The sequence below is a fragment of the Geobacter psychrophilus genome, from assembly GCF_056821595.1.
Map to the genome: position 1 here is coordinate 3,586,819 of NZ_JBXDTU010000004.1, position 26,487 is coordinate 3,613,305.

Genomic DNA, 26,487 nt, shown 5'->3' on the forward strand with positions numbered 1-26,487 from the left:
CCGAGGTTATTATGTTACTTGAATCAATCAATAATCCGACAGATCTGAAAAAACTCTCAACCGAGCAATTGCCGCAGCTTGCTGAAGAGGTTCGCCAATTCCTGCTCAAAACTGTCTCCAGTACCGGCGGCCACCTGGGTTCAAACCTGGGGACGGTCGAACTGAGCATAGCGCTGCATTACTGTTTTGATTCTCCCAAAGACAAGATTGTCTGGGATGTGGGGCATCAGGCATACACCCACAAGATCCTCACCGGCAGACGGGATCAGTTCCATACCCAGCGTCAGTACAAAGGTCTGTCAGGCTTTCCAAAACGCTCCGAATCGGAGCATGATGCCTTCGGGGTCGGCCACGCATCCACCTCCATCTCGGCCGCACTGGGCATGGCGGCGGCAGCTGACCTGACCGGCACACGAAACCACTCCATAGCGGTGATCGGTGACGGATCCCTGACCGGCGGCATGGCCTTTGAGGCGCTCAATCAGGCCGGACACCTCAAGAAGAACCTGATCGTCATCCTCAACGACAACGAGATGTCCATCTCCAAAAACGTGGGTGCCTTTTCCGCCTTTATCTCCCGTAAGATGACCGGTCGCTACTTCCGTGATTTGAAAAAGGAGATGCAGGGGCTTCTCACCAGCATCCCGGCCATTGGTACGGATATACTGCACTTTGCCCGCAAGGCAGAAAATTCGCTGAAGGGGTTTCTGACACCGGGAGCCCTGTTCGAGGCGTTGGGATTTGACTACCTCGGGCCGCTGGATGGTCACGACCTGCCGCAACTGGTGGAGGTGTTCAACAACATCAACCAGCTGGATGGTCCGCTGCTGGTGCATATCATGACAACCAAAGGCAAAGGGTATAAGCCTGCTGAAGATACACCCGCCAAGTATCACGGTGTCGGTGTCTTTGATATTGCCACGGGCAAGGGCGCTCCCAAGGCCGGCGCCATGTCCTATACCGACGTATTCGGCGAGACACTGGTGGCCCTGGCCGAACAGGATCCCAAGATCGTAGCCATTACCGCCGCCATGCCGGACGGTACCGGGCTCAATACCTTTGCGGAGCGCTTTCCGCAACGCTTTTTCGATGTCGGGATTGCAGAACCGCATGGCATGACCTTTGCCGCCGGTCTGGCTGCCGACGGTTTCCGGCCGGTAACCGCCATCTATTCCTCCTTTGTGCAGCGGGCCTATGACCAGGTTTTTCACGACATCTGCCTGCAAAAGCTGCCGGTAACCATCGCCATGGACCGTGCCGGTCTGGTGGGTGATGACGGCCCGACCCACCACGGTGTTTTTGATATTTCGTATCTGCGCCATCTGCCGGGGCTGACAATGATGGCCCCCAAAGACGAGAACGAACTGCGCCATATGCTTAAGACGGCGATCTATTCCGGTGTGCCCATGGCTCTGCGCTACCCGCGTGGCGCCGGTTATGGCGTCGAGTTGGATGCAGAGATACAGACACTGGAAATTGGTCGCGGAGAGTTGCTGCAGGATGGAAACGATCTGTGCATCATAGCAATTGGCTCTACGGTTTATCCGGCCCTGGAGGCTGCAGAGGCGCTCGGCCGCAGGGGGATCCGCGCGGGAGTGGTCAATGCCCGTTTTGTCAAGCCGCTGGATGCCGAGCTGATCCTGTCTGTGGCGAAGAAAACCGGTCACATCGTGACGGTCGAAGAGAATGCCCTGCAAGGCGGATTCGGCAGCGCCGTACTGGAACTGCTCTACGACAACGGTCTGCAGGATGTGAAAATCAAGCGTCTGGGCATACCTGATCGCTACATTGAACATGGCAGTCAGGCGCAACTGCGCAAGGATGTCGGTATAGATGCCGAAGGTATTGCTGCGTCGGCGGAAGCTTTTATCAAAGGGTGAATTGTTGTCTCAGTTTGTGACTATTCTGTAGCTTTTAGTTTCTAAGTATTGTGAAAGGAAGTAATCAATGCGTTTCCCGTTTCGTCTCAACTATGACCTGACCAAGTACATCATCAGCAACAAAATTAACAAGGTTGAAAAATACCCCCTGGTATTGATGCTTGAACCAACGCACCTCTGTAACCTGGCCTGTTCAGGATGCGGGCGTATCCGCGAATATGCCGATACCATGCAGGAGATGATGAGTCTGGAGGATTGCCTGAAATCGGTGGATGAATGCCCGGCACCGGTGGTTACCATAACCGGCGGCGAACCGTTTCTGTATCCCCACATCTACGACCTGATTCAAGGGGTGCTTGAGCGCGGCAAGCATATCTATTTCTGCACCAACGGTATTCTGCTGGAAAAGGCGCTGGACAATATGACGCCCCATCCAAATTTCACCTTAAACGTTCATATGGATGGTCTGGAGGAAACCCATGACCGCATTCTGGAACGCAAGGGTGCCTTCAAGATAGCCATGGAAGGCATCAAAAAGGCCAAAATGCTTGGTTTCCGGGTCTGCACCAATACCACCATTTTTAATGAAACCGACCTGGTAGAGATCGAGATGCTCTTTACCCATCTGGAAGAGATCGGTGTCGACGGACTGCTGGTGGCCCCCGGTTTCGGTTACGAAGCGGTCGGGGAGAAGTTGTTCCTGGAGCGGCGGGACATCGAGAAGAAGTTTGCCGAGGTGTTTGAGATGAGCAAGAAGCATCGCTTCTTCTCAACGCCCATGTATCTCCGCTTTCTGAAAGGCGAGAAAAAACTGGAGTGCACCCCCTGGGGCAACCCGACCCGCAACACGCGCGGTTGGAAGGCTCCCTGCTACCTGATCACCGATGCCCATTATCCGACCTTCAAGGAGATGATGGAGAAGACCGAATGGGAGAAATACGGGGTCGGTAAGGATGTACGCTGTGCACAGTGCATGATGCACTGTGGTTTCGAGCCGACCGTGGTCAACGAGATCGGCAAGAGCTGGAAGGATATTCTGGAGATGATGATCTGGAATTTAACGTAATAAAATCATTATGATGTGCTGTAAATAAGCCCCTTTACCGACTAGTCGGAAAAGGGGCTTATGTTTTGATTGAGTGTTTTATGGTGTTCTTCAGGTCCTGTCAGTCATAACTGTTTTCGAGCATGAGAGACCTCTCAAACTCATCCGGCTTATTGGCGGCCTGCTTTGCCGTTTCGAGATCGATCTTGCCGGCCCGGACCAACGCGAGAATATGCTGGTCAAAGGTCTGCATGCCGTAAAGATCCCTGCCTTTTTCGATGTATAAAAGGATCTCATTGGTTTTGGACGAATCGCAGATGCAGTCCCGTATGCCATGGGTTACCCAGAGAACTTCAACTGCAGGAATCCTGCCGATAAGATCCATTTGAGGCATCAGACGCTGGGCGATTACCGATACGAGACAGTTTGACAATCGTTTTCTGGTGTTTGCCTCCTGATCGGTAGGGTAGAAGGCGACCAGTCGGGCTATGGCGTTGATGCTGTCTATGGTGTGCATGGTGGATAGAACCAGGTGTCCGGTCTCTGCTGCTTTGAGAGCAGTATCCACGGTTTCCTTATCGCGCATTTCACCTATAAATATTACATCCGGATCCTGCCTCATGGCCGCTGCGGTTGCTTTACTGTAGGAGGCAGTATCCACGCCGACTTCCCGCTGGCTGATTACCGATTTATCATTCTTGAAAATATACTCGATCGGTTCTTCGATGGTAATGATATGGGCACGGCGGGTCTTGTTGATATATTCAATCATAGACGCCAGAGTGGTGGATTTGCCGTTGCCGGTTGCACCAACCACGAGTACCAGTCCGCGCCGCAGTGAAGAGATCTTCTCAAGAATCGGCGGAAGGTTCAGTTCTGCAAACGATTTGATTGCAGCAGGGATAATCCGCAGGACGATGTTGTAGGCCCCCCTCTGCAGGTAAATATTGGCGCGGAAGCGGCCGTAACCTTCCAGGTTATAGGCAACATCAAGCTCTGCTATGGCGTCGGCTTTGGGAATCTGGACGATCGACTGGGAAATGATCTCATCGACAATGGCATAGGTTTCCTGAGGGGAAAGCGGATGGTATTTGACCTGCAAAAGTTCACCGTTTACCCTGAAGAGAGGGCTTGCGCCAACCTGCAAATGAATATCGGACGCACCTTTTTGAATTGCAGCAATAAGCAGTTTTTTTAACATTTCAGCGTTCATGTTGATGTGCCTCAAGATCAATCGGAAAATATCAGGGTTTATTACTTATTCTGTAAAGATTCTTATAGAGACGGATCAATTTTGTCAACAGGTGAAACTTGAACCCAATTGGGGAAAAGTACGAGGTTAGCACACCGCTCACGCCACGGTTAGTTGTTTGTCCGGAATCTGGCTACCCGGTCAATGCCCGCAAATCTATCCAACAGATATTTTGGGGGGGCTGAGTACTGCTCCAGTGAAATCCATCATACCTGGGCGATGCAGGCCGGTGAGTCAAAACGGGGATTGTTCACCAGTTCGGGCACCTTGTAGGCGGTCATCCCAGAGGCCTGGAATGGAATAAAGAGCTGTTGCAGTTGTTCCGGGTCGTGCATGTTCTTGCTCAGCCAGAGCGGGAAGTTGTCTGGATGGATGATGACCGGCATGCGGTCATGAAGAGGTGCTACCAGTTTGTTGGCTGCAGTGGTCATGATGGCGAAGGTCTCGATCTGGCTGCCATCAGGAGTTTTCCACGCCTCCCATATACCGGCCAGGCACAGGGGCGATTGATCCGCCATCTGGATGTAGTATGGCTGTTTCTTGGATCCGGAGTGCTCCCACTCGAAAAAACCTGAGGTGGGGATAATGCAGCGGCGGTACTTGATGGCGTGGCGGAAGGCCTGCTTTTCGGTGATGGACTCGCAGCGGGCATTGATCATGTGGCTGCCGAAGCTCAGGTCTTTCGACCAGCTTGGCACAAAGCCCCACTTCAGAAGATCAATGCGGTTGTGGTCGCCGTCGCTGCGAACAACAGCTACGTTCTGGGTCGGTGTCACATTGTAGCGCGGTTCAAGCTGCGGTACCTCAATCAGGCTGAATATCTCTTTGAGAACGTCAGCAGGTATGTTGGATACGAATCTGCCGCACATTATGGTTTTAACCCTTTTGCTTCCCTGAGTTTTCTTGTTACCCGAACGATAATGTTTTTGATAACCGTGCCTGATGCCGTGTATTTGAAATCATTTTGATACATCGGGAGCAGGGGTTTTAAAACCTCCCGCATCAGGAACTCCATCAATTCGCGTGTCTGTTGTTTGGCTTTTTCCCTGATGGTTATGTTTCGGGCAATGCACATTACGCCCACAATCCCGCCGCCAGGCAAAATCCATGGGAATTTGGTCACCGAAACTTTAACGATATCGCCGTTTTTGTGGGTGATGGTTTCGCGCTGATCCTCGATAGGCTTGCGATGTTTCATCACCCAAAGATCATCCTGAAGAGCCTTTTCAGCCTGCTCACGGGGCATAAGGTCAAAATCGGTGTAACCTCGAATTGTATCCATATCCAGACCATAATGGCGGGCTTTGGTAGAGCTGGCACAAATAATCTTCCCGCCGGTGAATTCTCCTCGTTCTGTAGCAAAATATTCTTTTATTACTATGGAATCACTGGTGTTTTTCAAGAACGCATCAAATATCAATACTTCTTGCATGGATCTTCCCATAACAATCTCCTGTGTTTTCGAATTTCAACCTGTTCCGGGCAGTTATCGAATCCATTTTACCGGCTTAGACACAGGTTTCAAACACCTTTTCAATGTCTATTTTCGCGCAATAACTATCAGCGCCCCCATGGACTTTCAGCGCTTTTTTATCCGGTAGCGGTAAAACCAGATAGCTCCGCCTGTCGCCGCGATTGCCAGCATGGTGAGGATTTCAAAGTGTTGAATGTCCTGCAGCACTGTTCGAAACAGGTGGCCGAAATAGTATCCGGCAGTTGAGACAAGTACCGCCCAGAGAAGCGTACTGCAGAAGTTGAGGCCGACAAAACGTATGGTGGAGAAACCGCTGGCACCGATGACGATCGGGGTGATGGTCCGCATGCCGTAAATGAAACGATAGACAAGAATGGCAATGACGTTGTAGCCGACGAGGAAGCGGCGAATCTTTTCAACGCGGGGCTCCCATCGGGGTTTTTTCTCCAGATAGGCCTTGCCCCTGCGTTTACCAACCTGGAAGAGGGCCTGGTCCGAAGTGAAGGCCCCGATAAAGGCTGTCAGCATGACCCATGGCAGATAGAGATGCCCGCTGTGCGCCAGGAAGCCGGCGATGATTACGATGGTCTCCCCCTCCAGCAGAGCCCCGATGAGGAGAGCCGGATAGCCGTATATGTCGACGAACATTTCAAGGTTCATGCACAACAATACCACAAAATCTGCAGATGTGATCGGACTCAGGTAGTTCTTGGTTCCAGGTCGGCTACGGTTTCTCTTTACCCTGAAACACGACTTCTATGCGAACAGTGAATGCGAGTGTGGTAGGAAAGCTTCCATCTGTTTGACGAGGCCAGGAAATCTCCGGTTCAAGCTCATAAAAAAGCCAGCTTTTCAGGAAATTCTGTCGATAGCGGGCAAGCATCCGGTAATTTCCCGCCTCGCCATCAATACTGGTGTTGCCATAGACGCCACCCGCCAGGGTTATGGCTCTTCGCTGCGACAGTTCCCGAATCAGGGATAACTCCGAGCCCCATTCCATGCCTTTGATCTCATAAGAAACCGTACCGGCGTTTGACCACCTGAGCAGAGTATTCTTGTCAAGCAGTCGCTCCAGGTCAATCTCCGTTGTTTCTCCCAGGCCCTCAAATTTCTTGACAAAAAGCGTTTCACTGCAGCGCAGCAGCGAGATATCGCTGAATTTGTAGGTGTACTGCAAGCGGCTCCGTACGAATGATTCCGGAGGTATTTTAAACAAAAAACCGGCCCCAAGAAATATATCCAGGTCCGGTGTCCTGAGCAGGTCATAACGCAGTTCGGTGTTGACGATGCGCGTAGTGGTCGGTGAGCTCCTGTCGAAGCCGGGACTGCCGGAATCCTGCGGGAGACTGGGTGATACTGGATCTGGTTCGTTCTCTCCTGAAACAACCAGACGGAGACGTTCATTGATCCTGGAAAGTTTAAGATTGGCCCGCAACGTCGTTCCTAATTTGACCTGACCCCTTTGCTCCACCCGGAGTGAACTTCGCCAGCGGAGCTGATATTCTGTCTTCTGTTGGTTTTCGGTCTTAACATTGCCGAAAAAGTTATCAAAGCGGATCACCTGTTCGAGTATATTCTGCTCTAGTTCGTAGTGTGTCTTGTCTACGGTTGTGCCGGCGTCCGTTGTATCTTCGTTCTGGTCTGAATTCGTCGATCCGGTAGTTACCGCAGGTGCGACCGGTTCAGCAGTCTGTCCGTCTGCGGCGAATGCCCCCCCGGCACATACGGGCAGTATCATGAGCTGAGCAGCCAGGGCAAGCACACAAAGCCATCGCAACGAATCTGATTGGTCGACCATACGGCGCTCCATTAGGAGGAATTCAGGTTAGCATATTTTATTTCACTATAAATATCAATATGAACTCAGCCGGCAACACTCTGCCAGAGGCGCACTCGTATCCAGGCATTGGGGGATCTTGCGACTATAGCTGTACCTTATGGTTCGTTCATGATTGTTGCTGCTTTATTAAAGGCTGTGTCAAGATCCGGAAGGTGTGACAGTTCAGGAACGACCTGAATGAATCTAACGATCCCTGTCCTGTCTACAACGATCAGCGAACGGGCCAGCAGCAGGCTGTCGTCCAACATCAGACCGGTTGACCTGCCGAAGGAGCCGTCCCGGTAGTCGGAAAGGAAGGTGATGTTGCTGAGCCTGGCTTCCTCGGCGAACCGTTTCTGGGCAAAGGGCGTATCGCGACTGATCGTGATGAGTTCGATGCCTGCCGGGAGGTGTGCTCCCTGTTCTCCCAGATAATGTGTCTGCACTTCGCAGACTCTGGTGTCGATGGACGGTACCAGGCTGATCAGCAGTACCTTGCCTGTTTGCTGCGAAAGATCAACCTTTCTCATGGTGTAGGCATCTGTCAGCATGGTTGCCGGAAGATGGTCGCCGACCTGCAGGGCTGTCCCGATCAAGCGGTGCGGTGCTCCTTGTATGGTCACCGATGTGCCGGGTGTCGATGAAGCGGTATCGACAGGGAGCTTAAGCGTGCCGGTCGTGGCGCATCCGGACAGGATGACAAACAGGCCTGCGGCTATAAGTTTCCCGATAGATGAAGTATTCATGATAGTTCTCCTTGTGTGGCCCTGTAGTCAGGGCAGCAGAACGATCTTGCCCAGCGTACTGGATTCCATCACGGCATGGTGGGCGGATGCCGCCTCGGCCAGAGGGATTTCCCGGCTCACGACCGGGCGCAGGGTGCCGTCTTCAAGTCCTGCCACAAAGGCAGCGTGCATGCTTGCCAGTTCCTTGTCGGTAGCATTGTAGAGGGTCATGCCGAGGATGGTTGCCTCCCGCATCATAGCGTTGCGCGGATCGATCTCCACCCGTCCCCGGCTGCCGATGATCACCAGCCTGCCTTTGGGAGCCAGCAACGGCAGATCATGATCAAGGTTGACATTGGCCAGCATCTCCAGGATGACATCAACCCCCTTGCCGCAGGTCAACCCCTGTATCTTGTCCAGATAGCCCTTCTCGCGATGGTTCAGTACGTGGTGTGCCCCTTGGGCCAGGGCCAGTTCCCGGCCCGCGTCCGTTCCTGCCGTGCCGATGACTCTCATTCCGGCCTTGCGGGCGAGCTGGATGGCTGCGATCCCCACACCGCCGCTGGCGCCATGTACAAGAACAGATTCACCGGCCTGGGCTCCGGCGCGCTGGAACAGTGCCCTGTAGGCAGCACCGTAAGGTACGCCGATGGCAGCGCCCTGGCCGAAGGTGATGGCGTCGGGCAGTGGATGGGTCTGAAACTCATTGCAGAGGACCAGTTCGGCATAGGTCCCGGAGAGCGACCAGGCCACATAGACCCGTTGCCCGACGGAGCGGTGCTGTACGCCGTCACCGATGGCGATGATCACTCCGGCTGCGTCGATGCCGGGCGTATACGGTAGTTTCAGATCCGGCCGGTAAAGTCCGGAACGGATATAGGTATCAACCGGATTGACACCGGCCGCCTTGACCGAGACCAGAACCTGGCCCGGACCGGGCATGAGCTCGGGGATATCTTCAATCTTCATCACTTCGGGTGGGCCGAAGGAATGTGCACGGATTGCTTTCATACGCTTGCCCCTTTTGGTTTATGATCTGATAATACAAGACCATTTTACTCCTGATTGCTTGGTCGTAGTATAAAAAAACATTGAACCTGCCCGGTTGAATACTGGAGTCGGTTGCTTGGGATGATGATGCTGTTTCGTATTGATGGACACGTGTTCAACATGTTTTGTGCGCCCAGATGCCGCCCCGCTGGTAGCAGGGCTTTGCTTTGGCAGGGCAGGGTGCTATAGTTAATAGAAAGCAGGTGGTTGTCTGCAAATAGCAGGAGGTCCGGCATGAAAGAAGCCATGTTCTACGAGCGGGAAGGAGAGGGACAGCAGGTACGTTGCCGCTTGTGCCGTTTCCGCTGTCTGATACATGATGGCGCCCGCGGTATCTGCGCTGTTCGCGAGAATCGTGGCGGCACTCTTTACAGCCTGGTCTACGGCAAACTCTGTGCCGAGCATATTGATCCGATAGAGAAAAAGCCGCTCTTTCATGTCATGCCGGGCAGCAAGACCTATTCTGTCGCCACTGTGGGATGTAACTTCCACTGCCGCCACTGTCAGAACTATGCCATCTCCCAGGTAAATCTGAATACTCCCATTCAGGAGGGCGAGGATCTTACGCCGCAACAGGTCGTGCAGCGGGCCTTCGACAATAACTGCAGCTCGATTTCATACACCTACACCGAGCCGACCATCTTCTTCGAGTTCGCCTACGATACCGCCCGCCTCGCCCGTGAAGCCGGGCTGAAGAACATTTTCGTTACCAACGGCTACATCAGCAGGGAGGCGCTGGCCACCATTGCCCCGTTTCTGGATGCCGCCAATATCGATCTGAAAGGTTTTTCCGAGGGATTCTACCGCGACGTGATCCACGCCCGGCTGTCCGAGGTGCTCGACTCGATAGTCGAATATCGACAGCAGGGGATCTGGCTGGAACTCACCACCCTGCTGATCCCGGGACTTAACGACACCGAGAGCGAGCTGCGCGGTCTGGCAGAGTTCATCGTCACCAATCTGGGGATCGATACACCCTGGCATGTGAGCCAGTTTTACCCCACCTACAAATTGACCGACCGGCCGCGGACACCGCTTGCGACCCTGCGCAAGGCCTGTGAAATTGGACGCGCCGCCGGTTTGCGCTATGTCTACGAGGGCAACGTGCCGGGCGAAGGCGGCGAGAACACCCGCTGCCCTGCCTGTTCAACCCTGCTGATCAAACGCTACGGATACATCATCGAGTCTGACAGGATCAGGGGTGGGGCCTGCCCTGACTGCGGCGCCGCCATCGCCGGTATCGGGCTGTGAATTCGTTGCTTCAACGCCTGTGAGCCAGGTCCTGACGTACGATCCGCTCCAGGGACGCATCCAGGATGGTCCGGCGACAATCGACACCATCGATGGCTCCGCTCTTCAGCCTGCGGAAGAAGCGGCAGCCGCCGAAACAGAGCGGCAGATAGGCGCACTCCAGGCATTCGTCATTCTTCCACAGCGCCAGGTTATGGGATACACGGTAATCTTCGACCCCCCCGGCCAGACTCCCCACCCGCAGCTCTTCCTGCCCCATGAACACCGGACACTTGTAGAGCGAACCATCATGCCCCACCACCAGATCGTTCCTGAATTCAATCATGCAGGCTGCTGATTTCAGCCTGGGTACCGGAAAGCCACGCTTCAAAACCTCAGCACGAAGAAAAATGCCGGCTTCGATCATCCAGGGCTCATGGCTGCAGGCGCAAGCCGAGCTGATTTCAGCGGAAACGCTGCCGTCAGACTTGGGCATGATCGGAGAGAAGGCCACCGCTTTGAATAGTTTCGGGTTCATACCGCGAGCAATGATGTCATCCAGCAGTTCCGGAAAGCGCTGATAATTGGCGCTGGTATAGTTTCCCCCCAGATCTACCGGCACCAGTTCGTAAATTCCAGAGAGATTGGCCACAATACGATCAAAGCTGCCCTGGCCGGAAACATACGGGCGTTGCTGGTTGTGGATCTCGCGAGGGCCATCCAGGGTGAGCCGGACCGCAGCCAGTCCCAGCGGCAGCAGTTCCTGCACAACCGATCGGGTCAGCAGCGTGCCGTTACTGAAGATGTTGAAGGCGAACTTCACGCCGTGCTTTCGGGCCGCTGAGCCAAGCCGGGTGGCGATGTGTACCAGCAGGGGCAGCGCCATGAGTGCCTCGCCGCCGTAGAAGTCCATGGTCACATCCAGGCCGGTCTGCATGCGTTCCGTTACCCATTGCACCAGCAGGTCGGCGGTTTCCGGTGACATTGCAAAACGTCCTCGAAAGGGGTCTTCGAAGCAGTACGGGCAGGCCAGATTGCATTCCAGGGTCAGGGTTGCCAGGATGGAGAAACGGCGGACATCGCGTTTGAAAGTCGCCAGGACCGCTTGTTTCTCCGATTCCCGGTCAGGCACCAGCACCCCCAGGCGAGCAAGCGTCACGGTCTCGTTCTCCGTCAGAGTGTTCTCGGTACGGATTCTGTCCCAGAGCGCTTCTGAACACTCCGCTACGGCGCAGCGCCGGGTAGCGAGCAGCAGCAAGCGCCCCGGTTTGTCGGCGCAGGGATAAACCTTCAGATAGCGGGTAATTTCCATGCGTGCTCCCGTCCTTGCTCTCATGGTTACGTAGGGTTACGGATGTAGTTCCTGAAAATATGGTGGAATGGATTGTTTTTCGTGCTCGCAGCTCAGCGTGCAGCATGTCTTGTGGTACGTCCAGGAAGATCTGTTAGATATTCACTTTCTCGCAGATCTTCCTGTGCGTTGCCTACCGCTTCCTGGCTCTGTTTACCTGACCTTCGTTGCTCCGGTCACACATGTGCAGCCGTGTTCCGCATCCAACTCATATCCCTCTTCCAGCACCATCAGATCATCCTGTTCTTCTCGCATCCGTTCCACCTCCTTTTTTTGAAAATGTTGTTCTATCGGCTGGACAAGCAGCTTCTGATACTGCTATAAACCCTTTACATTTTCTATGTCAACTTATAGCCCCTCACATATTATCTGTCTGCTCCTGGCACTCATCTGTTTTGTCACCTCGTCAGCGCGAGGAGAAGAGCAGGAGGACACCCTCGGGCTGTTTAGCGCCTGGCAGGTATCCTCTTCCTCGGCAGCCCGCGTACCCAAGCCGCTCTCTCGTACCGCCGAAAACATCACCGTAGTTACCCGTAGAGATATCGAGGCACTTAACGCCCATACCCTGGCGGATGTTCTGGCTACAGTCCCCGGAATACAGACCGATCCACGCGGGGCTCTGGGCAATCTCGTCTTCAGCTACATCCAGAGTTCATCGAACGTGCATGTCCTGGTGCTGTTGGACGGCGTGCCTCTCAATACGCTGGGTGAAAACTTCTCCGACGTGGGGCTGGTTCCGGCCCAGATCATCGAGCGGGTCGAGATTGTCAAGGGTGCTGCATCATCGACCTGGGGCCAGGCCCTGGGCGGGGTGATCAATGTCATCACCCGGACTCCCGACAGTGGTCGGGCCATGGGCGGCTCGGTTACTGCCTCCATCGGCAGCCGGACCACCAGCGATTCCCGGGCGGAACTCTCCGGTTCTGCCGGTCGTCTGGGCTACTACCTCTCCGGCGGCTACCTCGGTTCAAATTCTTTGACGCCGCACACCAATGTATCGTCCAACGGTATCTATAGCAAGCTGACCTGGAATCTCCCTGATCAGGGCAAGCTCTGGTCTAGCTTCAAGTATGACCGCGCCGACCGCGGCACCTTCTGGGGCGACCCGCTCCTGGATTTCAAGGAAGACCAGTCCCAGCACAATATCAACGCCACGATGGGAATGAGCAGACCTCTGACAGGACAGCTTGAGCTTGAGCTGCTTGGTCGTTTCTCCTCCCGGCATCAGGATGTTTTCAGCTCCCAGATATCGGACAATGCACCCCTGCAAACCATCAACGGCCGGGAGCGGGTCAGCGGCGCAAGCGCAAAGCTGGTCTGGCGCGGCAGCGGCAATCTGCTGGTGGTGGGAGGGGACTACGAACATGCCGAGATAACTGCTAACGACGCGTCAATCCAGGTCAACACCCTGGACAGGGTTGTGGACCGCTGGGGCGTCTACCTGAACGATACCGCCAGCTTTGGCCCGGTTTCCATCATCCCCGGCGCCCGTTTTGACCGGACTGTCAGCGGTGGTGACCAGTTCAGCCCTTTGCTGGGCATAGTCTGGCAACTTACGGATGCCACATTGCTGCGCGGCTACACGGCCCGCGGCTACAGCCTCCCCTCATTGCTTCAGGATCGCCAGCCCGAAAAGGTCTGGACCAGTCAGATCGGTGTTGAAAGCACGGCTGTGCCCTATCTCTGGCTGAAGGGAACGCTGTTTCGCAACGAGACCTGGAACGTGTTAAACATGCGAAACCTGGACCCTGCCGCGGCCGAGTCGCGTACTGCCATGGGGGCCGAGCTGGAGCTGCGCACCACGCCGGTTTACAATACCTCGCTGGGGGCCGGTTATACCTTCACCGACAGCCTGCACGACAGCGACGGATCCCAGGTGTATGCCGACCCTCGCCATACCGTGCAGCTGGCCCTGCGCTATGATGACCAGGTCTGCCGCGCTGTGCTGACCGGCCGTCACATCATGTGGAACGCCGTGCCCGGCTACAACGGTCGCTACGGCGGCCTGATCTGGGACCTGCACCTGGGGGCTACGCTCTTCAAGCGGGAGCACACCTCTCTTGAGCTGTTCTTCTCAGGGTACAATCTGTTCAATGGCGACCAGTACCAGGATGAGCTGGTTAAAAACGCACAACGCTGGTTCGATGGCGGAATCAAGGTGAGGTTCTGATGAAACGCCTGGTTCTTGTCATACTCGCCTGTGCGGTCATGCTCCCTTCCCTGGCGCAGGCCTATGATATCCTGGTGCTTCAGAGCCGTCAGGATGCCGCTTTCGAGGAGGTGCTGAAGGGCTTCCGAAATGAACAGGCCGCTTCGCAGCGGGTGATCGTACTGTCCGCTTACGCCGAGGTTGATCTCGTCCGGATCGTCCGCGAGGATCGTCCCAAGCTGATTCTGGCCGTGGGTGACGCCGCCTTGACAGCTGCCCGCAAGGTCCAGAATACTCCGGTAATTGCCGTAATGTCGCTCGGCATCCATGGTCCGAAGGTTTCTCAGGCCAACCTGACCGGCATCAGTATGTTTGCAGCGCCGGAACGCTATATCAGCATGTTCCAGAGTATGAAAATCCGGCGAGTAGGGGTTGTCTACAATCCGGTCAGGAGCAGCTGGTACTTGCGTGAGGCGCGCCAGGAGGCAGAAAAGGCGGGAATCGAGCTGGTGACCCGCGAGGTGCTGTCATCCCGGGAGACCGCGGCCCAACTCTCCTACCTGGCAGGGAAGGTTGATGCTCTCTGGATGCTGCCCGATGTCACGGCGGTCACCCGGGAATCCACTGAATCCTACTTCCGATTCGGCCAGGACCATGCCATTCCGGTTATTTCATTTGCCGGCAGCTATCTGGGGCTGGGGGCGGCAGTGGTGGTTGAAATCGATCGTTTCGAACTTGGCCGCCAGGCCGGTAATATGGCCACCGCGCTCCTCAGCGGCAGCAGGATTGGCGACTTGCGACCCGTGTACCCGCTCGGCACAAGCTACAAGGCCAATTCCGCCGTGCTGATGAAGCTTGGTCCAGCCTATATTGAAGTGAATAAACTGGTAACCAGGTGAAGGATTGACCATGTCAGCCTATTCGCGATGGTCAGAATTTCGTACCAGTTTTCAATTCAATCTGTTTTTCATCTTTACCCTGTTGACCTTTCTGATCGCCTGCCTGTTGAGTTCCCTGTACATCATCAATGAAATCAATGAAACACACCATCTCGCCGCTGAACAGCTGCAATTGAGAGCTAAACATCTCGCCGAATCCGTCCGGCTGCCGCTGTATGCCGAAAACCGGGACATGCTGCGCCAATTGGCCGTGCAGGCGGCCCAGGCCAGCGAAATCCATGCAGTGATCATCAGCGCGGCTGACGGCAGAGTGCTGGCCGATATCCATAACCCGAAACTTCCCAATCCAACGAAGCTGATCAGCCAGACAGTGGATGTGCACAGCAGTCAGCTGGTTGATTCGGTTGAAGCGTCCATGATTGGCGGTTGGGATCCCGCCGTAGCACTGATTGGCAGCGTGCGCATGGAACGCGGTACAGACGACCTGTCACGTGCGATGCGCCAGATGATCATGCTGTCCGTTGGCTTGGCCGTTATGTTCTGGCTGGTGGTCTCATTGCTCTGCCATCTGGTGCTCCGCCGGGTAACCCGCTCTTTCAACACCCTCGTACACGGCATAGACGCCATGCAGGGTGGTGACTTTACCTCCAGGATAGCTATTGAATCCGATGATGAACCGGGCAGGGCAGCCCGCGCCATCAATCATCTGGCAAGCATATTACAGCAACGCAGCGAAGAAAATTCCCGTCTTCAGGAAGAGCGCCTGGAGCTTGAGCGCCGAATGTTTCAAGCCCATAAAATGGAGAGTCTGGGGGTGATGGCGGGCGGCATTGCCCACGATTTCAATAACCTGCTGCAATCTATTATCGGCAATATGGAGCTGGCATCGAAAAAGCTTGCCTCAGGTTTGACGCCGGATAAATATATCTCCCATGCCATGGATTCGGCCAGGCGCGCGGCTCTGCTTACAAATTTGATGCTGACCTATGCGGGCAAGGGTGTATTATCCAAAAATGAACTGAACCTGAATGAGCTGGTCAGAAACAATGCTGAAATTCTGGGTGCTGCCACCCCTGCAACCGTTTCGATGGAACTGTACCTTGCGGCAGAGTTGCCGGCCATTATGGCAGATGAAGCCCATATCCAGCAGTTGGTCATGAATCTGATTGTCAATGCAGCAGAGTCTATTGAGGAGGGGCGACAAGGCCAGATCAAACTTACCAGCGGAATCCAGGACTGTGATCAATCCAGCCTGGCTGCCAGTCTGCTGGAGGAGAAACCGGAACCGGGGTGCTATGTTTTTTTTGAGGTCAGGGATAATGGCTGCGGTATGAGCGCGGAAACCCTGAAACGCCTCTTCGATCCGTTCTTTACGACAAAGTTCACCGGGCGCGGCCTGGGGATGTCTGCTGTCATGGGGATAATGAAAACTCACTGCGGTGCTCTGTTTGTGGAGAGCGAGCCCGGCCGGGGAACATGTTTCCGGGTGTTGTTCCCGGTCTCGGAATCTGCAGTGCAGGTCACAGGTACTGAGTATGCAGCTTCCCAGCCGGAAACAGGCGCGATTCAAGGGAGTCCGCTTTCCGGTCTGGCGCTGGTGGTGGATGATGAAAAACCTGTCCTGAGGGTTTGCGCCAAGATGGTAAAACTGTGTGGTTTCTCCGTGATTACCGCTTGTGATGGTGTTGATGCGGTCTCAAAATTTCGTGAACATGCTGATGAGATTGTGGTTGTTCTGATGGATCTTACCATGCCGCATATGGATGGTATTGCCGCCATGAGCGAAATCTGCCGCATCAGGCCGGACATCAAGGTGATACTTTCCAGTGGATTCAACGACGATGAGCTGAGTGAGCGCCTTACCAGTCAGGCGGCCCCTGCAGGCTTCATCCGCAAGCCGTACAGCATGGATGTGCTTGAGAGCGAACTGCAGAGAGTCGTGCAGGCTGATTGAAGCCCGGTGTCCGTGCAGATTACAAACGTGCAGTTCATAAAATTGAAGACGTCTTCTGATTTATTGGCTATTATCGCTCAATAAAGAAGACGGTTACTTTAGGAAGACAGCATTCCAGCATCTACTCTGTTCAATGGGTTATATATGATTCTTGCCATACATCCGGACCATCCGCAACCTCACCAGATCGCCCGAGTCGCCCAATGTCTGCGGGATGGCGGCATCATTGCCTATCCCACCGATACTACCTATGGCATCGGCTGCTCTATCTTCAATAAAAAAGGAATAGAGCGCATCTACCGGATGAAAGGGCGGGAACGAAACAAACCGTTTTCTTTCATCTGTTCCAGCGTATCTGAAATATCCCAGTATGCCAGGGTAACCAATGTCGCCTTCAAGTATCTGAAACGATATCTGCCGGGGCCATATACCTTTGTTCTTGCTGCAACCCGCGATGTACCCGATCTGCTGCTGACGCGCCAGAAAACAGTGGGAATCCGAATTCCGGATAACCGCATTTGCATTGACCTGGTGCATGCGCTGGGAAATCCGATCATTACCACCAGTGCAAATCTGTCCGGCGAAGAACCCGTTGGTGACCCGCTGGTGATCGAGAGCACGTTTGGCAATCAGCTGGACATCATCATCGACGGCGATATCCTGATGACGGACGTCAGTTCGGTGATCAACCTGGTAGGTGATGTGCCCGAGGTGCTGCGTGCCGGTCTTGGTGATGTGTCCTGGTGTGTTCAATGAACCTTGTCGAGGATGATGTTGATGCGTAAAAGGTCAATCCGCAATGGCATGCGTCTGGTGCTGTCGGCCCTGATCATTATACTGATTGTCAGTTTTTATCATGGCGGCGTGAGTGACGTTTTATCTCTATCGTACGAAGCTGAAATGCGATTCTACCGATTGGGAATCTTCTGGGCTGCTGTAATGGGTGGCTATGGGGTGATTCAATCGGCTTTTGGATTGATACTTCCGTCCCGGCAGAGCGATTCAGGTGTCAGGGTCATGCCTTCGATATTTCTGATCGTTGGTGTTGTTTCACTGTTTTTTTATCTTTTGGCTGCTTCGTTTGATGCCCCCTATGAACCCACCCGTGAGCGTCTCCGTCCTGGCGAGACCATTACAATTTAGAACGCTTTCAGTCAGCCGGTTTTAGATGACGGGATACAGAAATCAGCCTGTGATCTGCCTGTATAATTTGTATGTAGCAATATCCCTATAAAGCACATTTATTTTGTGTGAAATATATGAATATACTTGACTTGAATGCATGGGAAATATATCTTTTAGTCACAAAAGCCGTATAAAACAGGAGGATTTCGCCATGTCAGATATGCCGCAATCAATTGAAACATTAGCTCTCCATGCAGGACAATCTCCCGACTCGAGCAGTCTTTCCCGTGCGGTTCCCATTTATCAGACGACCTCGTATGTATTTAAAAGTTCGGAACACGCGGCAAATCTCTTTGGTCTCAAAGAGTTTGGAAATATCTACACCCGTTTGATGAATCCCACAACGGATGTGCTGGAAAAGCGTCTGGCGGCAATGGATGGTGGGGTCGGTGCCCTTGCTGTTGCATCCGGACAGGCCGCTATTACCTATGCCGTACTCAATATTACCAAGGCCGGACAGAATATCATTTCATCCAACTCACTGTACGGCGGTACCTACAACCTGTTCCACTATACCCTTCCCCGGCTAGGAATCACGGTCAAGTTTGTTGACACCTCCGACCCGGAAAACGTCCGTCAGGCGATCGACGACAACACGCGCCTTGTGTATACCGAATCAGTTGGCAATCCAAAGAATAATGTCGATGACTTTGAAGCTATCGGCAACATTACCCGTGAAGCCGGTATCCCCTTCATCGTCGACAACACGGTAACCACCCCTTTCCTGTTTAAACCGCTAGAGCATGGTGCTGATATCGTTGTCTACTCACTGACCAAATTCATCGGTGGTCATGGCACGAGCATCGGTGGCGCGGTGGTTGACGGCGGCAAATTCCCCTGGAATAACGGTAAATTCTCTGAATTTACGGAGCCTGACCCTTCGTACCACGGTCTCAAATTCTGGGATGCATTGGGCAATCTTTCTTACATTCTGCGGATGAGGGTTTCGTTGCTGCGCGATATGGGTGCCTGCATATCCCCCTTTAATGCCTTTCAATTGCTGCAGGGTATTGAAACACTGCATGTCCGCATGCCCCGTCATGTGGAGAACGCCCGTGCAGTAGCGGCATGGCTGGAGAAACAGCCGCTGGTCTCGTGGGTAAATTACCCCGGTCTTGCCAGTCACAAGGACGTTGCCCGGGCCCGCAAGTATCTGCCAAAAGGCGAGGGCGCCATTATCGGATTCGGCATCAAGGGCGGTTTGCAGGCCGGCAGGGTGTTTATCGACAGCGTCAAGCTGCTTTCACACCTGGCCAATGTAGGCGATGCCAAATCGCTGGTGATCCACCCGGCTTCCACAACCCATCAGCAACTCTCCGAGGAGGAGCAGATTTCAAGCGGCGTGACCGCCGACTTTATCCGTCTCTCGATCGGTATTGAGAACGTTGAAGATATCATTGCAGATATCAAGCAGGCGCTGGAGTTGTCCCAGGCGTGACGTTTTTGTTGCGATTGGTGTAAGAACTGGATTGAGAAGTGGTGGCGTTGAAGGATTAAATAGAAAGAGTTCGAAACAGAAAAAGGCCGCATCTGCTGATGCGGCCTTTTTTGTACAGCTATGGTTGTAACGCTTACTTTGCAGCAGGAGCAGCGGCAGGAGCAGCGGCTTCAGCAGGCTTTGCTTCTTTTTTAACGGCTTTCTTTGCTTTTTTTGCTTTTTTAGCAGGCTTTGCAGGAGCAGCTTTATCAGCAACAGGAGGGTGACCGGCAGGCATTGCAGCAGGTGCAGCAGGCTCAGCAGCACATACGATACCAGCGAAAGAAACGGCAACAAGAGCAGCTACGATGGAGGATAATACTTTTTTCATGATTGAATCTCCTTTGATTGGTGGTGTTGTTTCTTGGTATATGATGTAGCATTTGTTGTGCCATAGCTGATACGGATTTCAACTATCTGATTATATTGATATTGTGTGTAAATCTGGCGCTGAAGACAAAAAATGACTGCCTCATTTGGTTGTCCGATGTCTCAAATGGGGTGGTTTTGTTGGTGGCCAGCAGATCATCCCAGACATAGTAAAGCAGGGCCGTGATTTCAATAGATCTGATTGCCACTGCTAGGCAAAAATTGCAGGGTTATCGAGTCACGAATTCCGTGCGCTATGAAAATTTTGCATGGTAATGGATGCGCTGAAAATAAAATATAGTAATATCAGACTGTTAATGGTATTGAATGCTGGGCACTCTTCGTGCATCTACATGCAGCGTACATCCAACTGAAAGGATTCACCATGTTTAAGGAATTGATTTTTTCACTCGCCCTCTCTGTCATCATCGCCTCGCCCTCGTTTGCCATGGCAAAGGATAATTGTGGTGGCGATTGTACCTCCTGCCACTCCCTTACCATAACAGATGCCAATGAACTCCTCAAGAAGACCGGTATCAACGTCAAGTCCGTCAAGCAGTCTCCCTCGCGGGGGCTCTTTGAACTTTTGGTTGAAAAAGACAGCAAGCAGGGTGTCATCTTTATCGATTACGGCAAAAAGCATCTGTTGCAGGGCATGATTGTTAATCTGGAGACGCTTCAGCCGGTTTCGGCCCATGCCCAGGATCTTCCCCAGCCCAAGCAGACCACATCAGTCGATGTCTCAAAAATTCCGGTCAACAATGCCGTGATCATGGGAAATCCCAAAGGGTCCAAAAAGCTCTATGTGTTCACCGACCCGGACTGCCCCTACTGTAAAAAAGGGCATCTTGAACTGAAAAAACTGGCCGCAATTGCGCCGGACGTCGCTATTCACATCATGCTGTTTCCGCTGCCCATGCATCCGGCTGCCTATGACAAATCCAGGGCGGTAATTGAAACAAAAAGTCTTGATGTGATGGATAAAGCCTTTGACGGTCAGCAGATTCCTCCGCCGACCAAAGAGAGCAGCAGGAAGGCCATCGATGAAATCATCGCGTTTGCCAATGCCAATGGTATTTCCGGAACACCGACGATGATTATGCCGGACGGCAAGGTTGAAGTCGGCATGCGCGACGCCGAAACCTTGAAAAAGATGCTTGAAAATAAATAATACAATTTCTGTTACAAGGGGATCAACCGTGAGTGATTCATCAAAAAACCTAATGGAAATTTACGATGATATTGATCTTTGCTACAAGGTGCTGGGACTGACCTTTAGTGACCCGCCTGATCAGGTCGACAAGGTCTATCGCGGCCTGGTGGACAAATATAACAGCGAAATGCACTCTTCTGATCCGGAAGCCCGTCAAAAAGCGAAGGAGAATCAGGACCAACTGCACGACCTTTATGAAAGAATCACCAGCTCGATGATTTACAAGGATTATGCCCGTGAGTATGAAAAATATAACTCCTTAAAAAAAGAACTTGCAGACAAAAAACAGAAAGAGGAAAAGCCGGCGGTCATGGTACGCTGCCCGTATTGCAGTAAATTGATCTCGGAAAAGATCAAGGTCTGCATGTATTGTCACGGCAAGATTTTATCTCCAATGGAGATGCTGATGAAGAAGGTCTTCTCAAAGCGGAATGTGGTCGTCATGGCAGTTGTGCTGTTTGTTGTTGCAGTTAGCGTCATTATAGTGATGAATCCTCAGGTTGTCAGGAACGTAATAAAGTAATAGATCTGGCGGTGTGTCGCTGTTTATTGTATTCGGGAGGTGTAACAATGAGAGGAACGAGTATGAAAAAAATTACGATGGTGTATCTGATGGCTTTGGTTGGAGTGCTGTTTTCATCATCAATGGTGTTCGCAGCCAATACCAGAACTTTTATTGCATATTTTGGTACCGAAACAACCCCTACCAACCGTTCGGTTACCAACTACACCAGCACAAGCTCCAGTCCGACAGATTTCAACGCTGCCAATGGTCAGGGCGGATCTGTTAAGCTGAACAACGCCAATATGGCCTTTGCGACTGCTAAAGCAGGTAACTCGGGAAGCAGCACAAATACGATCGAGGTTACTCCGGATGCTACGCACCAAATAAAAAGTATCTATTGGATACGGTGGGATTCCTCGGATCAGGATAGAATTTCCAGTTGGACCAATAAAACACCTTCTCCAGATAAAATATCTACTGTTTCCTTCAGCGATATGACGTCGGGTAGTGGTGATCCCAGAACCTGGTACATCTGGGTTGTCTTTGAACCCAGGGCCGTGGTCTCCTCATACACCATAACCGGTAAAAGATATCCGATCGATTACCCCGGCAACACGGATACAACAAGCTCTGCATATACGTGCAGCAGTACAGGGTTACTTGATACCGTGGCGGTGACAGGTTCTACAACCTCAACATCAGTTACCACAACCGGGGTAGCGACGAATGCCACTCCGACATATTACGTTGGAAATTCATCAACGTCGTGTCAAGTCGATAAATTTAGCGATGACAATGGCGCCAGTTGGACCACCGCCAACCTGCTTCCTGCGGGTGGACCCTACACCTCTTTAAAAACAGACCCGATCACCGGGAATTACAATTTCTATGTAAGTTACAGTGTCAAGCAATATACCATCACCTCCGCACTTGATACGACCGGTTCAACAACCTGCGGTTCCGTTACACCCGTTACAAACACCTACAATGTTGGTTCTAACCAGACCTTTTCAATTATTCCAAATGCCGGATGTGCTATTGCCAGCGTAATTGTAACTGATTCCAACAATAGCTATACCAATCAGAATGTAACGGATGCTGTCCTGGCTGCCGGTAATACGTATACATTTACCAATATTCAGGCAAATGGCTCAATAACCGTCAAATTGATCGGGGTGTCCTCGACGTTGGGAAGTGAATACTGCCAGGTGCCTTCGTTTATTGCCGGGCAATCGTCGCTAAAGCCCAATGTTCTAATCATCTTCGATAACTCGGGAAGTATGGCGAATTATCCTTATCTGGATAATTCGACAAACCAACCATATACCTGCGACACGAGTGGTAAGACTACAACAGCCCCGGCCGGTGTTAGCTGCTCGCTTTCCAATATTCAGAACTTTTACGGCTATTTTGCCAAAGACAAGATGTACACCTACACAAGCACAACCAAAAAATTTACCATCAATACCAGTGCAGGTCTGAGTTACAAGAAGGCGACATCTGTAAGTAAATGTTCCGATATAACAGATGGTACGGTACTTTCGGGCAATTATCTGAATTACCTGTGCATGCAAAAATTGGATGTTGTTAAAAACATCCTGGTCGGTGGCAAGGTAGATGCTGCGGCGGGAGTGGCCCGCGGTGGAGCTAATGGTACTACGTCGTTTTTTCTGAAAACCAACGGAGGCATGTTGGTAGAGTACGGTTTGACCGAGCCGAGTGGACTTATCCACAGGACAATAGGGACGGTCAGGTTAGGTTTGATGACGTTCAATAATAATGGTTCCGAAATCGCCACAGCTGGTTCAGCTGAAGATGGCGGAACGGTTGTTGCTGATCTGGGGTCCGACCTGAGCACTATGGTGGCACGGGTAGAGGCTGTTGCTAAAGAGGGGTTTACCCCCCTGTCTGAATCATTTTATGAAGCGATACGGTATTACCAGGCGGGAAACAGTGCGTACAACGGGACAAGTTATGCTGCCAAGGACCCGATCCAGTATAAATGCCAGAAACATTTTGTCATTATGCTGACAGACGGTGAGCCGACCAATGATAAAAATGTGCCGGGAGTGACGGGAGCCAACGTGACGGACTCTAACTTCACCACCTGGTACAACGCGTTGCCGGCTGCGGATAAACCGGCTTCATATACCTCCTATCCTTACTTGCCGAGATTGACGTACTATGCCCACAACAACGATTTGCGCAGTGACATTGCCGGTAAACAGAATATTACCTTCTTTGCCGTGTATGCCTTCGGCGATGGCACCGGGAGGGCAATATTGAAAGAAGCCGCCAAGTATGGTGGTTATACCGATGGTTTTACCGGTCTGGCATTAAACAATAAACCGGATGCCGGTGAATATAATGATACCTATTACGAAGCTACAGATGGTGACGTGCTGGCGGCAAATTTGGAGGCGGTTTTCAGTTCCATAACCGCTCGTACCTCCTCCGGTACTGCCGCCGCTGTTGCCAACAACAAGAGTGGTGAGCGGGGTGCCAACCTCATACAGGCGCTGTTCTTTCCGCAATGGAAGAACAGTTCGATAAAATGGCTGGGTGAGATGCAGGCGCTGTGGTACTACCTCGATCCGCTGATCGAAAATAGCGGCATCTTTGAAGATACCGTTGCCGACAATATGCTCAATCTGCTTCAGGATAAATATCCGCCAAGTGACTCGTTTCTTACAAAATCGCTCTGGAGAGCGGGGGCCCAGCTGCAGAAAATGAGTGCGAGCAGTCGTCTGATCTATACCCCCCTTTCAACAGCCTTGCCGCTTACCCATGTTGACAATGCCTTCAAAACTGCCAATCTGGCTACGTTACGTCCATTGATGAACCTGGGGCTGGCTACGGATGCGGGTGCTATAACAGATGTGCAGGCCGGATATCTTGTCAATTACGTGCGTGGTACTGATCGTACCGAGTATCGGTCTCGCAAAGTGAGTTTTACTGACCCTAGAACTGGTCTGCTGAATACGGCTGACCCTGCGGAATGGAAGCTGGGCGACATCATAAACTCGACACCCCAGGTCGAGTCCTCAATCAAGTTGAATTATTATGATACCAAATATGGTGATCCTGAATATCCCAAATTTCATCGTTCAAATGACTACAAAAGTAGAAATGTCGTGTATACATCCTCCAATGACGGTATGCTGCACGCCTTCAGGCTGGGGACGGTGACAAACATCAATAGTGGCTCACATCCGGAACTTGTTGCAAAAATATCCGGCACCGATTTGGGAAAAGAAGAGTGGGCCTTTATTCCCCAAAATGCGCTGCCGTATCTCCAGAATCAGGCCGGCACGGACTACTGCCATCAGTGTCTGGTGGATGGTCCCATAGTCGTCCATGATATGTCCATTCATACACCCTCCTCAGGAAATTATTGGGAGCAAACGCGCGTTACAACTGAATCGACACCAGGTAATATTGATTTTCCCAACACGAGTTGGAGGACCGTTCTGATCGGTGGGATGGGCCTGGGTGGGGCCAGTCGCGATAAGAACAGCAATTGCAATGAAACCCTGAATCACGATGCCATTGCCTCAAACAATACGGATTGTGTCAAGACCCCTAAGGCCGGCATCGGCATGTCCTCCTACTTTGCGCTGGATGTTACGAATCCGCTGTCACCGACGTACATGTGGGAGTTCTCTGATTATTCGATCGCCCTTGCTGCCGACAAGGGCCTGGGGTTTACAACCCCCGGACCTGCGATTATGCGGACCAATGCCCTGTCACCCGGAGGTGAGCCCCTTCCAACAAAAAATGGCCGCTGGTTTGCCGTCTTTGCTTCCGGTCCCACCGGCTCGATCGACCCGGTGAATCGTCAGTTCACGGGGCGCTCCGATCAGAATCTGAAACTGTACATCGTTGATATAAATGGTGGTTCCACCTTTACAAAATGCACTACCACCGGACAGACCGGCTGCAATTACTGGGTAATTGACACTGAAATTAAATATGCCTTTGCCAACTCTTTGGCAGGTTCAGTGATCGATCTCGATATAGCGGAGAAAACGAGAACCGGCTTTTATGCCGATGATGTGGCCTATATCTCCTACACCAGGGCCTCCCTGGATTCGACCGCATCCCCGGGACCGTATCCGACCGCCTGGGACAAAGGCGGTGTCTTGCGGCTGGTGACCAATAACAATCCGGATCCAGCGACCTGGTTTATCAGTGACCTGATCAAGGATATCGGCCCGATCACCTCATCGATTTCCAAGCTTCAGGACCGGGCCAACAAGAAAATGTGGGTATATTTCGGTGAAGGACGTTATTTCTTTACGGGTGATGAGGTAAATGTCCAACACAAGTTCTACGGTGTGCAAGATCCCTGTTACACACAGTACACCGGGACGGACCAACGATTTGCAATGGAGACCACCCGGACCGCATGTGTTGCTGTTCCCAGCGATCTGAGCACCCTGCAGGACCAGGGCGGCACGCCGCCGGCAGTAAAATTGGATACCAACAAAAAGGGCTGGTATATCACCATGGATCCTGCAGCCGGTACCTCCGGAGCCGAAAGGATCGTCACCGACGTAACCGCTGCTACGAATGGACTGGTTTTTTATACAACCTATACGCCCAGTACGGATGTCTGTGTGCCTGGCGGCACCACGGCATTGTGGGCTGTAAAATACGATACCGGGGGGACCCCACCCGAAGGCAGCCTGTCTGGCAAGGCCCCGGTTCAAACCTCCAGCGGCGGTATTACCATGGTTGACCTGGCGACGCAATTTACAGCCAAGAGCGGCCGAAAAACCAGTGCAAACATCTCGGTTGATGGTGTATCGCTCATGGGGATTGCATCCGGCAAAGGTATACGCCCGCTGTTGATGAATAAAGGATTGAAGAAGATCCTGCACATCCAGGAGCAGTGATGAAGCTACCGT

At 52.6% G+C, this 26,487-nt stretch carries 21 protein-coding genes; 12 read left to right on the forward strand and 9 right to left on the reverse strand.

The features are described 5' to 3' along the window. The first annotated feature begins 11 nt into the window (after positions 1-11). Both dxs and hpnH read left to right on the forward strand, forming a co-directional pair. Positions 12-1,880, forward strand: coding sequence for a 1-deoxy-D-xylulose-5-phosphate synthase (gene dxs / locus ACOCF6_RS19220; RefSeq protein ID WP_482461932.1), 1,869 nt, complete (start codon positions 12-14; stop codon positions 1,878-1,880). Between the two features lie 67 nt (positions 1,881-1,947). After that, positions 1,948-2,946, forward strand: a complete 999-nt coding sequence (gene hpnH, locus ACOCF6_RS19225; RefSeq protein WP_482461933.1) for an adenosyl-hopene transferase HpnH — start codon at positions 1,948-1,950, stop codon at positions 2,944-2,946. 100 nt (positions 2,947-3,046) lie between these two features. On the opposite strand, the gene ACOCF6_RS19230 is transcribed toward hpnH, so the two are convergent. From ACOCF6_RS19230 to ACOCF6_RS19260, 7 genes are all read right to left on the reverse strand, one after another. Continuing rightward, positions 3,047-4,138 carry a type IV pilus twitching motility protein PilT gene (locus tag ACOCF6_RS19230; protein WP_482461934.1) on the reverse strand — a complete coding sequence of 364 codons (1,092 nt, stop codon included), beginning with the start codon at positions 4,136-4,138 and terminating at the stop codon, positions 3,047-3,049. 245 nt (positions 4,139-4,383) lie between these two features. Next, on the reverse strand, positions 4,384-5,046 hold the full coding sequence (locus ACOCF6_RS19235; RefSeq protein ID WP_482461935.1) for an SOS response-associated peptidase: 663 nt from the start codon (positions 5,044-5,046) through the stop codon (positions 4,384-4,386). Next, on the reverse strand, positions 5,046-5,621 hold the full coding sequence (locus ACOCF6_RS19240; RefSeq protein WP_482461936.1) for a PAS domain-containing protein: 576 nt from the start codon (positions 5,619-5,621) through the stop codon (positions 5,046-5,048). Before ACOCF6_RS19240 ends, ACOCF6_RS19235 begins: the two co-directional genes overlap by 1 nt. A gap of 135 nt (positions 5,622-5,756) precedes the next feature. Further along, positions 5,757-6,299 carry a DedA family protein gene (locus ACOCF6_RS19245; RefSeq protein WP_482461937.1) on the reverse strand — a complete coding sequence of 181 codons (543 nt, stop codon included), beginning with the start codon at positions 6,297-6,299 and terminating at the stop codon, positions 5,757-5,759. A gap of 76 nt (positions 6,300-6,375) precedes the next feature. Continuing rightward, positions 6,376-7,449, reverse strand: a complete 1,074-nt coding sequence (locus tag ACOCF6_RS19250) for a hypothetical protein (protein WP_482461938.1) — start codon at positions 7,447-7,449, stop codon at positions 6,376-6,378. Positions 7,450-7,586: 137 nt separating this feature from the next. Beyond that, entirely contained in the window at positions 7,587-8,216 is a 630-nt protein-coding gene (gene tpx / locus ACOCF6_RS19255; protein ID WP_482461939.1) for a thiol peroxidase, read from the reverse strand. Positions 8,217-8,243: 27 nt separating this feature from the next. Further along, entirely contained in the window at positions 8,244-9,206 is a 963-nt protein-coding gene (locus tag ACOCF6_RS19260; RefSeq protein WP_482461940.1) for an NADPH:quinone reductase, read from the reverse strand. Positions 9,207-9,479: 273 nt separating this feature from the next. Here ACOCF6_RS19260 and amrS point away from each other — a divergent pair, with 273 nt between their 5' ends. Beyond that, positions 9,480-10,496: an AmmeMemoRadiSam system radical SAM enzyme gene (gene amrS, locus ACOCF6_RS19265; RefSeq protein ID WP_482461941.1), complete on the forward strand. Its 1,017-nt coding sequence runs from the start codon at positions 9,480-9,482 to the stop codon at positions 10,494-10,496. A gap of 10 nt (positions 10,497-10,506) precedes the next feature. On the opposite strand, the gene gptM is transcribed toward amrS, so the two are convergent. Continuing rightward, entirely contained in the window at positions 10,507-11,787 is a 1,281-nt protein-coding gene (gene gptM, locus ACOCF6_RS19270; RefSeq protein ID WP_482461942.1) for a geopeptide radical SAM maturase, read from the reverse strand. Between the two features lie 379 nt (positions 11,788-12,166). Between gptM and ACOCF6_RS19275 the strand changes: the two genes are divergently transcribed. The 6 genes from ACOCF6_RS19275 (at position 12,167) to ACOCF6_RS19300 (ending at position 19,451) form a co-directional block, all read left to right on the forward strand. After that, positions 12,167-13,996, forward strand: a complete 1,830-nt coding sequence (locus ACOCF6_RS19275) for a TonB-dependent receptor plug domain-containing protein (protein ID WP_482461943.1) — start codon at positions 12,167-12,169, stop codon at positions 13,994-13,996. Beyond that, the gene (locus ACOCF6_RS19280; RefSeq protein ID WP_482461944.1) at positions 13,996-14,874 is read left to right on the forward strand and encodes an ABC transporter substrate-binding protein; all 879 of its coding nucleotides are present in this window, start codon (positions 13,996-13,998) and stop codon (positions 14,872-14,874) included. The genes ACOCF6_RS19275 and ACOCF6_RS19280 overlap by 1 nt, the downstream gene beginning before the upstream one ends. A gap of 10 nt (positions 14,875-14,884) precedes the next feature. After that, positions 14,885-16,828 (forward strand): ATP-binding protein, encoded by a 1,944-nt coding sequence (locus ACOCF6_RS19285; RefSeq protein WP_482461945.1) that lies wholly within the window; start codon positions 14,885-14,887, stop codon positions 16,826-16,828. A 144-nt stretch (positions 16,829-16,972) separates the two neighbouring features. Beyond that, the gene (locus ACOCF6_RS19290; RefSeq protein ID WP_482461946.1) at positions 16,973-17,584 is read left to right on the forward strand and encodes an L-threonylcarbamoyladenylate synthase; all 612 of its coding nucleotides are present in this window, start codon (positions 16,973-16,975) and stop codon (positions 17,582-17,584) included. Positions 17,585-17,605: 21 nt separating this feature from the next. After that, complete coding sequence (locus tag ACOCF6_RS19295) at positions 17,606-17,971, forward strand: hypothetical protein (protein ID WP_482461947.1); 366 nt, start codon at positions 17,606-17,608, stop codon at positions 17,969-17,971. Positions 17,972-18,164: 193 nt separating this feature from the next. Next, entirely contained in the window at positions 18,165-19,451 is a 1,287-nt protein-coding gene (locus tag ACOCF6_RS19300) for an O-acetylhomoserine aminocarboxypropyltransferase/cysteine synthase family protein (protein WP_482461948.1), read from the forward strand. A 133-nt stretch (positions 19,452-19,584) separates the two neighbouring features. Here ACOCF6_RS19300 and ACOCF6_RS19305 read toward each other — a convergent pair whose 3' ends face one another. Further along, on the reverse strand, positions 19,585-19,821 hold the full coding sequence (locus tag ACOCF6_RS19305; protein WP_482461949.1) for a hypothetical protein: 237 nt from the start codon (positions 19,819-19,821) through the stop codon (positions 19,585-19,587). Between the two features lie 423 nt (positions 19,822-20,244). Here ACOCF6_RS19305 and ACOCF6_RS19310 point away from each other — a divergent pair, with 423 nt between their 5' ends. From ACOCF6_RS19310 to ACOCF6_RS19320, 3 genes are all read left to right on the forward strand, one after another. Continuing rightward, positions 20,245-21,030: a DsbC family protein gene (locus ACOCF6_RS19310; protein ID WP_482461950.1), complete on the forward strand. Its 786-nt coding sequence runs from the start codon at positions 20,245-20,247 to the stop codon at positions 21,028-21,030. Positions 21,031-21,058: 28 nt separating this feature from the next. Beyond that, positions 21,059-21,595, forward strand: coding sequence for a hypothetical protein (locus ACOCF6_RS19315; protein WP_482461951.1), 537 nt, complete (start codon positions 21,059-21,061; stop codon positions 21,593-21,595). Positions 21,596-21,657: 62 nt separating this feature from the next. Further along, positions 21,658-26,475 carry a pilus assembly protein gene (locus ACOCF6_RS19320; RefSeq protein WP_482461952.1) on the forward strand — a complete coding sequence of 1,606 codons (4,818 nt, stop codon included), beginning with the start codon at positions 21,658-21,660 and terminating at the stop codon, positions 26,473-26,475. The last annotated feature ends 12 nt before the right edge of the window (positions 26,476-26,487 follow it).

Coding starts and splice junctions, on each gene's coding strand:
- ACOCF6_RS19235 (WP_482461935.1), bottom strand. CDS start 5,046: ATGTGCGGCAGATTCGTATCCAACATACCTGCTGACGTTCTCAAAGAG.
- ACOCF6_RS19320 (WP_482461952.1), top strand. CDS start 21,658: ATGAAAAAAATTACGATGGTGTATCTGATGGCTTTGGTTGGAGTGCTG.
- tpx (WP_482461939.1), bottom strand. CDS start 8,216: ATGAATACTTCATCTATCGGGAAACTTATAGCCGCAGGCCTGTTTGTC.
- ACOCF6_RS19230 (WP_482461934.1), bottom strand. CDS start 4,138: ATGAACGCTGAAATGTTAAAAAAACTGCTTATTGCTGCAATTCAAAAA.
- ACOCF6_RS19240 (WP_482461936.1), bottom strand. CDS start 5,621: ATGGGAAGATCCATGCAAGAAGTATTGATATTTGATGCGTTCTTGAAA.
- ACOCF6_RS19250 (WP_482461938.1), bottom strand. CDS start 7,449: ATGGTCGACCAATCAGATTCGTTGCGATGGCTTTGTGTGCTTGCCCTG.
- ACOCF6_RS19305 (WP_482461949.1), bottom strand. CDS start 19,821: ATGAAAAAAGTATTATCCTCCATCGTAGCTGCTCTTGTTGCCGTTTCT.
- ACOCF6_RS19260 (WP_482461940.1), bottom strand. CDS start 9,206: ATGAAAGCAATCCGTGCACATTCCTTCGGCCCACCCGAAGTGATGAAG.
- dxs (WP_482461932.1), top strand. CDS start 12: ATGTTACTTGAATCAATCAATAATCCGACAGATCTGAAAAAACTCTCA.
- ACOCF6_RS19300 (WP_482461948.1), top strand. CDS start 18,165: ATGTCAGATATGCCGCAATCAATTGAAACATTAGCTCTCCATGCAGGA.
- ACOCF6_RS19285 (WP_482461945.1), top strand. CDS start 14,885: ATGTCAGCCTATTCGCGATGGTCAGAATTTCGTACCAGTTTTCAATTC.
- gptM (WP_482461942.1), bottom strand. CDS start 11,787: ATGGAAATTACCCGCTATCTGAAGGTTTATCCCTGCGCCGACAAACCG.
- ACOCF6_RS19290 (WP_482461946.1), top strand. CDS start 16,973: ATGATTCTTGCCATACATCCGGACCATCCGCAACCTCACCAGATCGCC.
- amrS (WP_482461941.1), top strand. CDS start 9,480: ATGAAAGAAGCCATGTTCTACGAGCGGGAAGGAGAGGGACAGCAGGTA.
- ACOCF6_RS19275 (WP_482461943.1), top strand. CDS start 12,167: ATGTCAACTTATAGCCCCTCACATATTATCTGTCTGCTCCTGGCACTC.
- ACOCF6_RS19310 (WP_482461950.1), top strand. CDS start 20,245: ATGTTTAAGGAATTGATTTTTTCACTCGCCCTCTCTGTCATCATCGCC.
- ACOCF6_RS19295 (WP_482461947.1), top strand. CDS start 17,606: ATGCGTAAAAGGTCAATCCGCAATGGCATGCGTCTGGTGCTGTCGGCC.
- ACOCF6_RS19280 (WP_482461944.1), top strand. CDS start 13,996: ATGAAACGCCTGGTTCTTGTCATACTCGCCTGTGCGGTCATGCTCCCT.
- hpnH (WP_482461933.1), top strand. CDS start 1,948: ATGCGTTTCCCGTTTCGTCTCAACTATGACCTGACCAAGTACATCATC.
- ACOCF6_RS19245 (WP_482461937.1), bottom strand. CDS start 6,299: ATGTTCGTCGACATATACGGCTATCCGGCTCTCCTCATCGGGGCTCTG.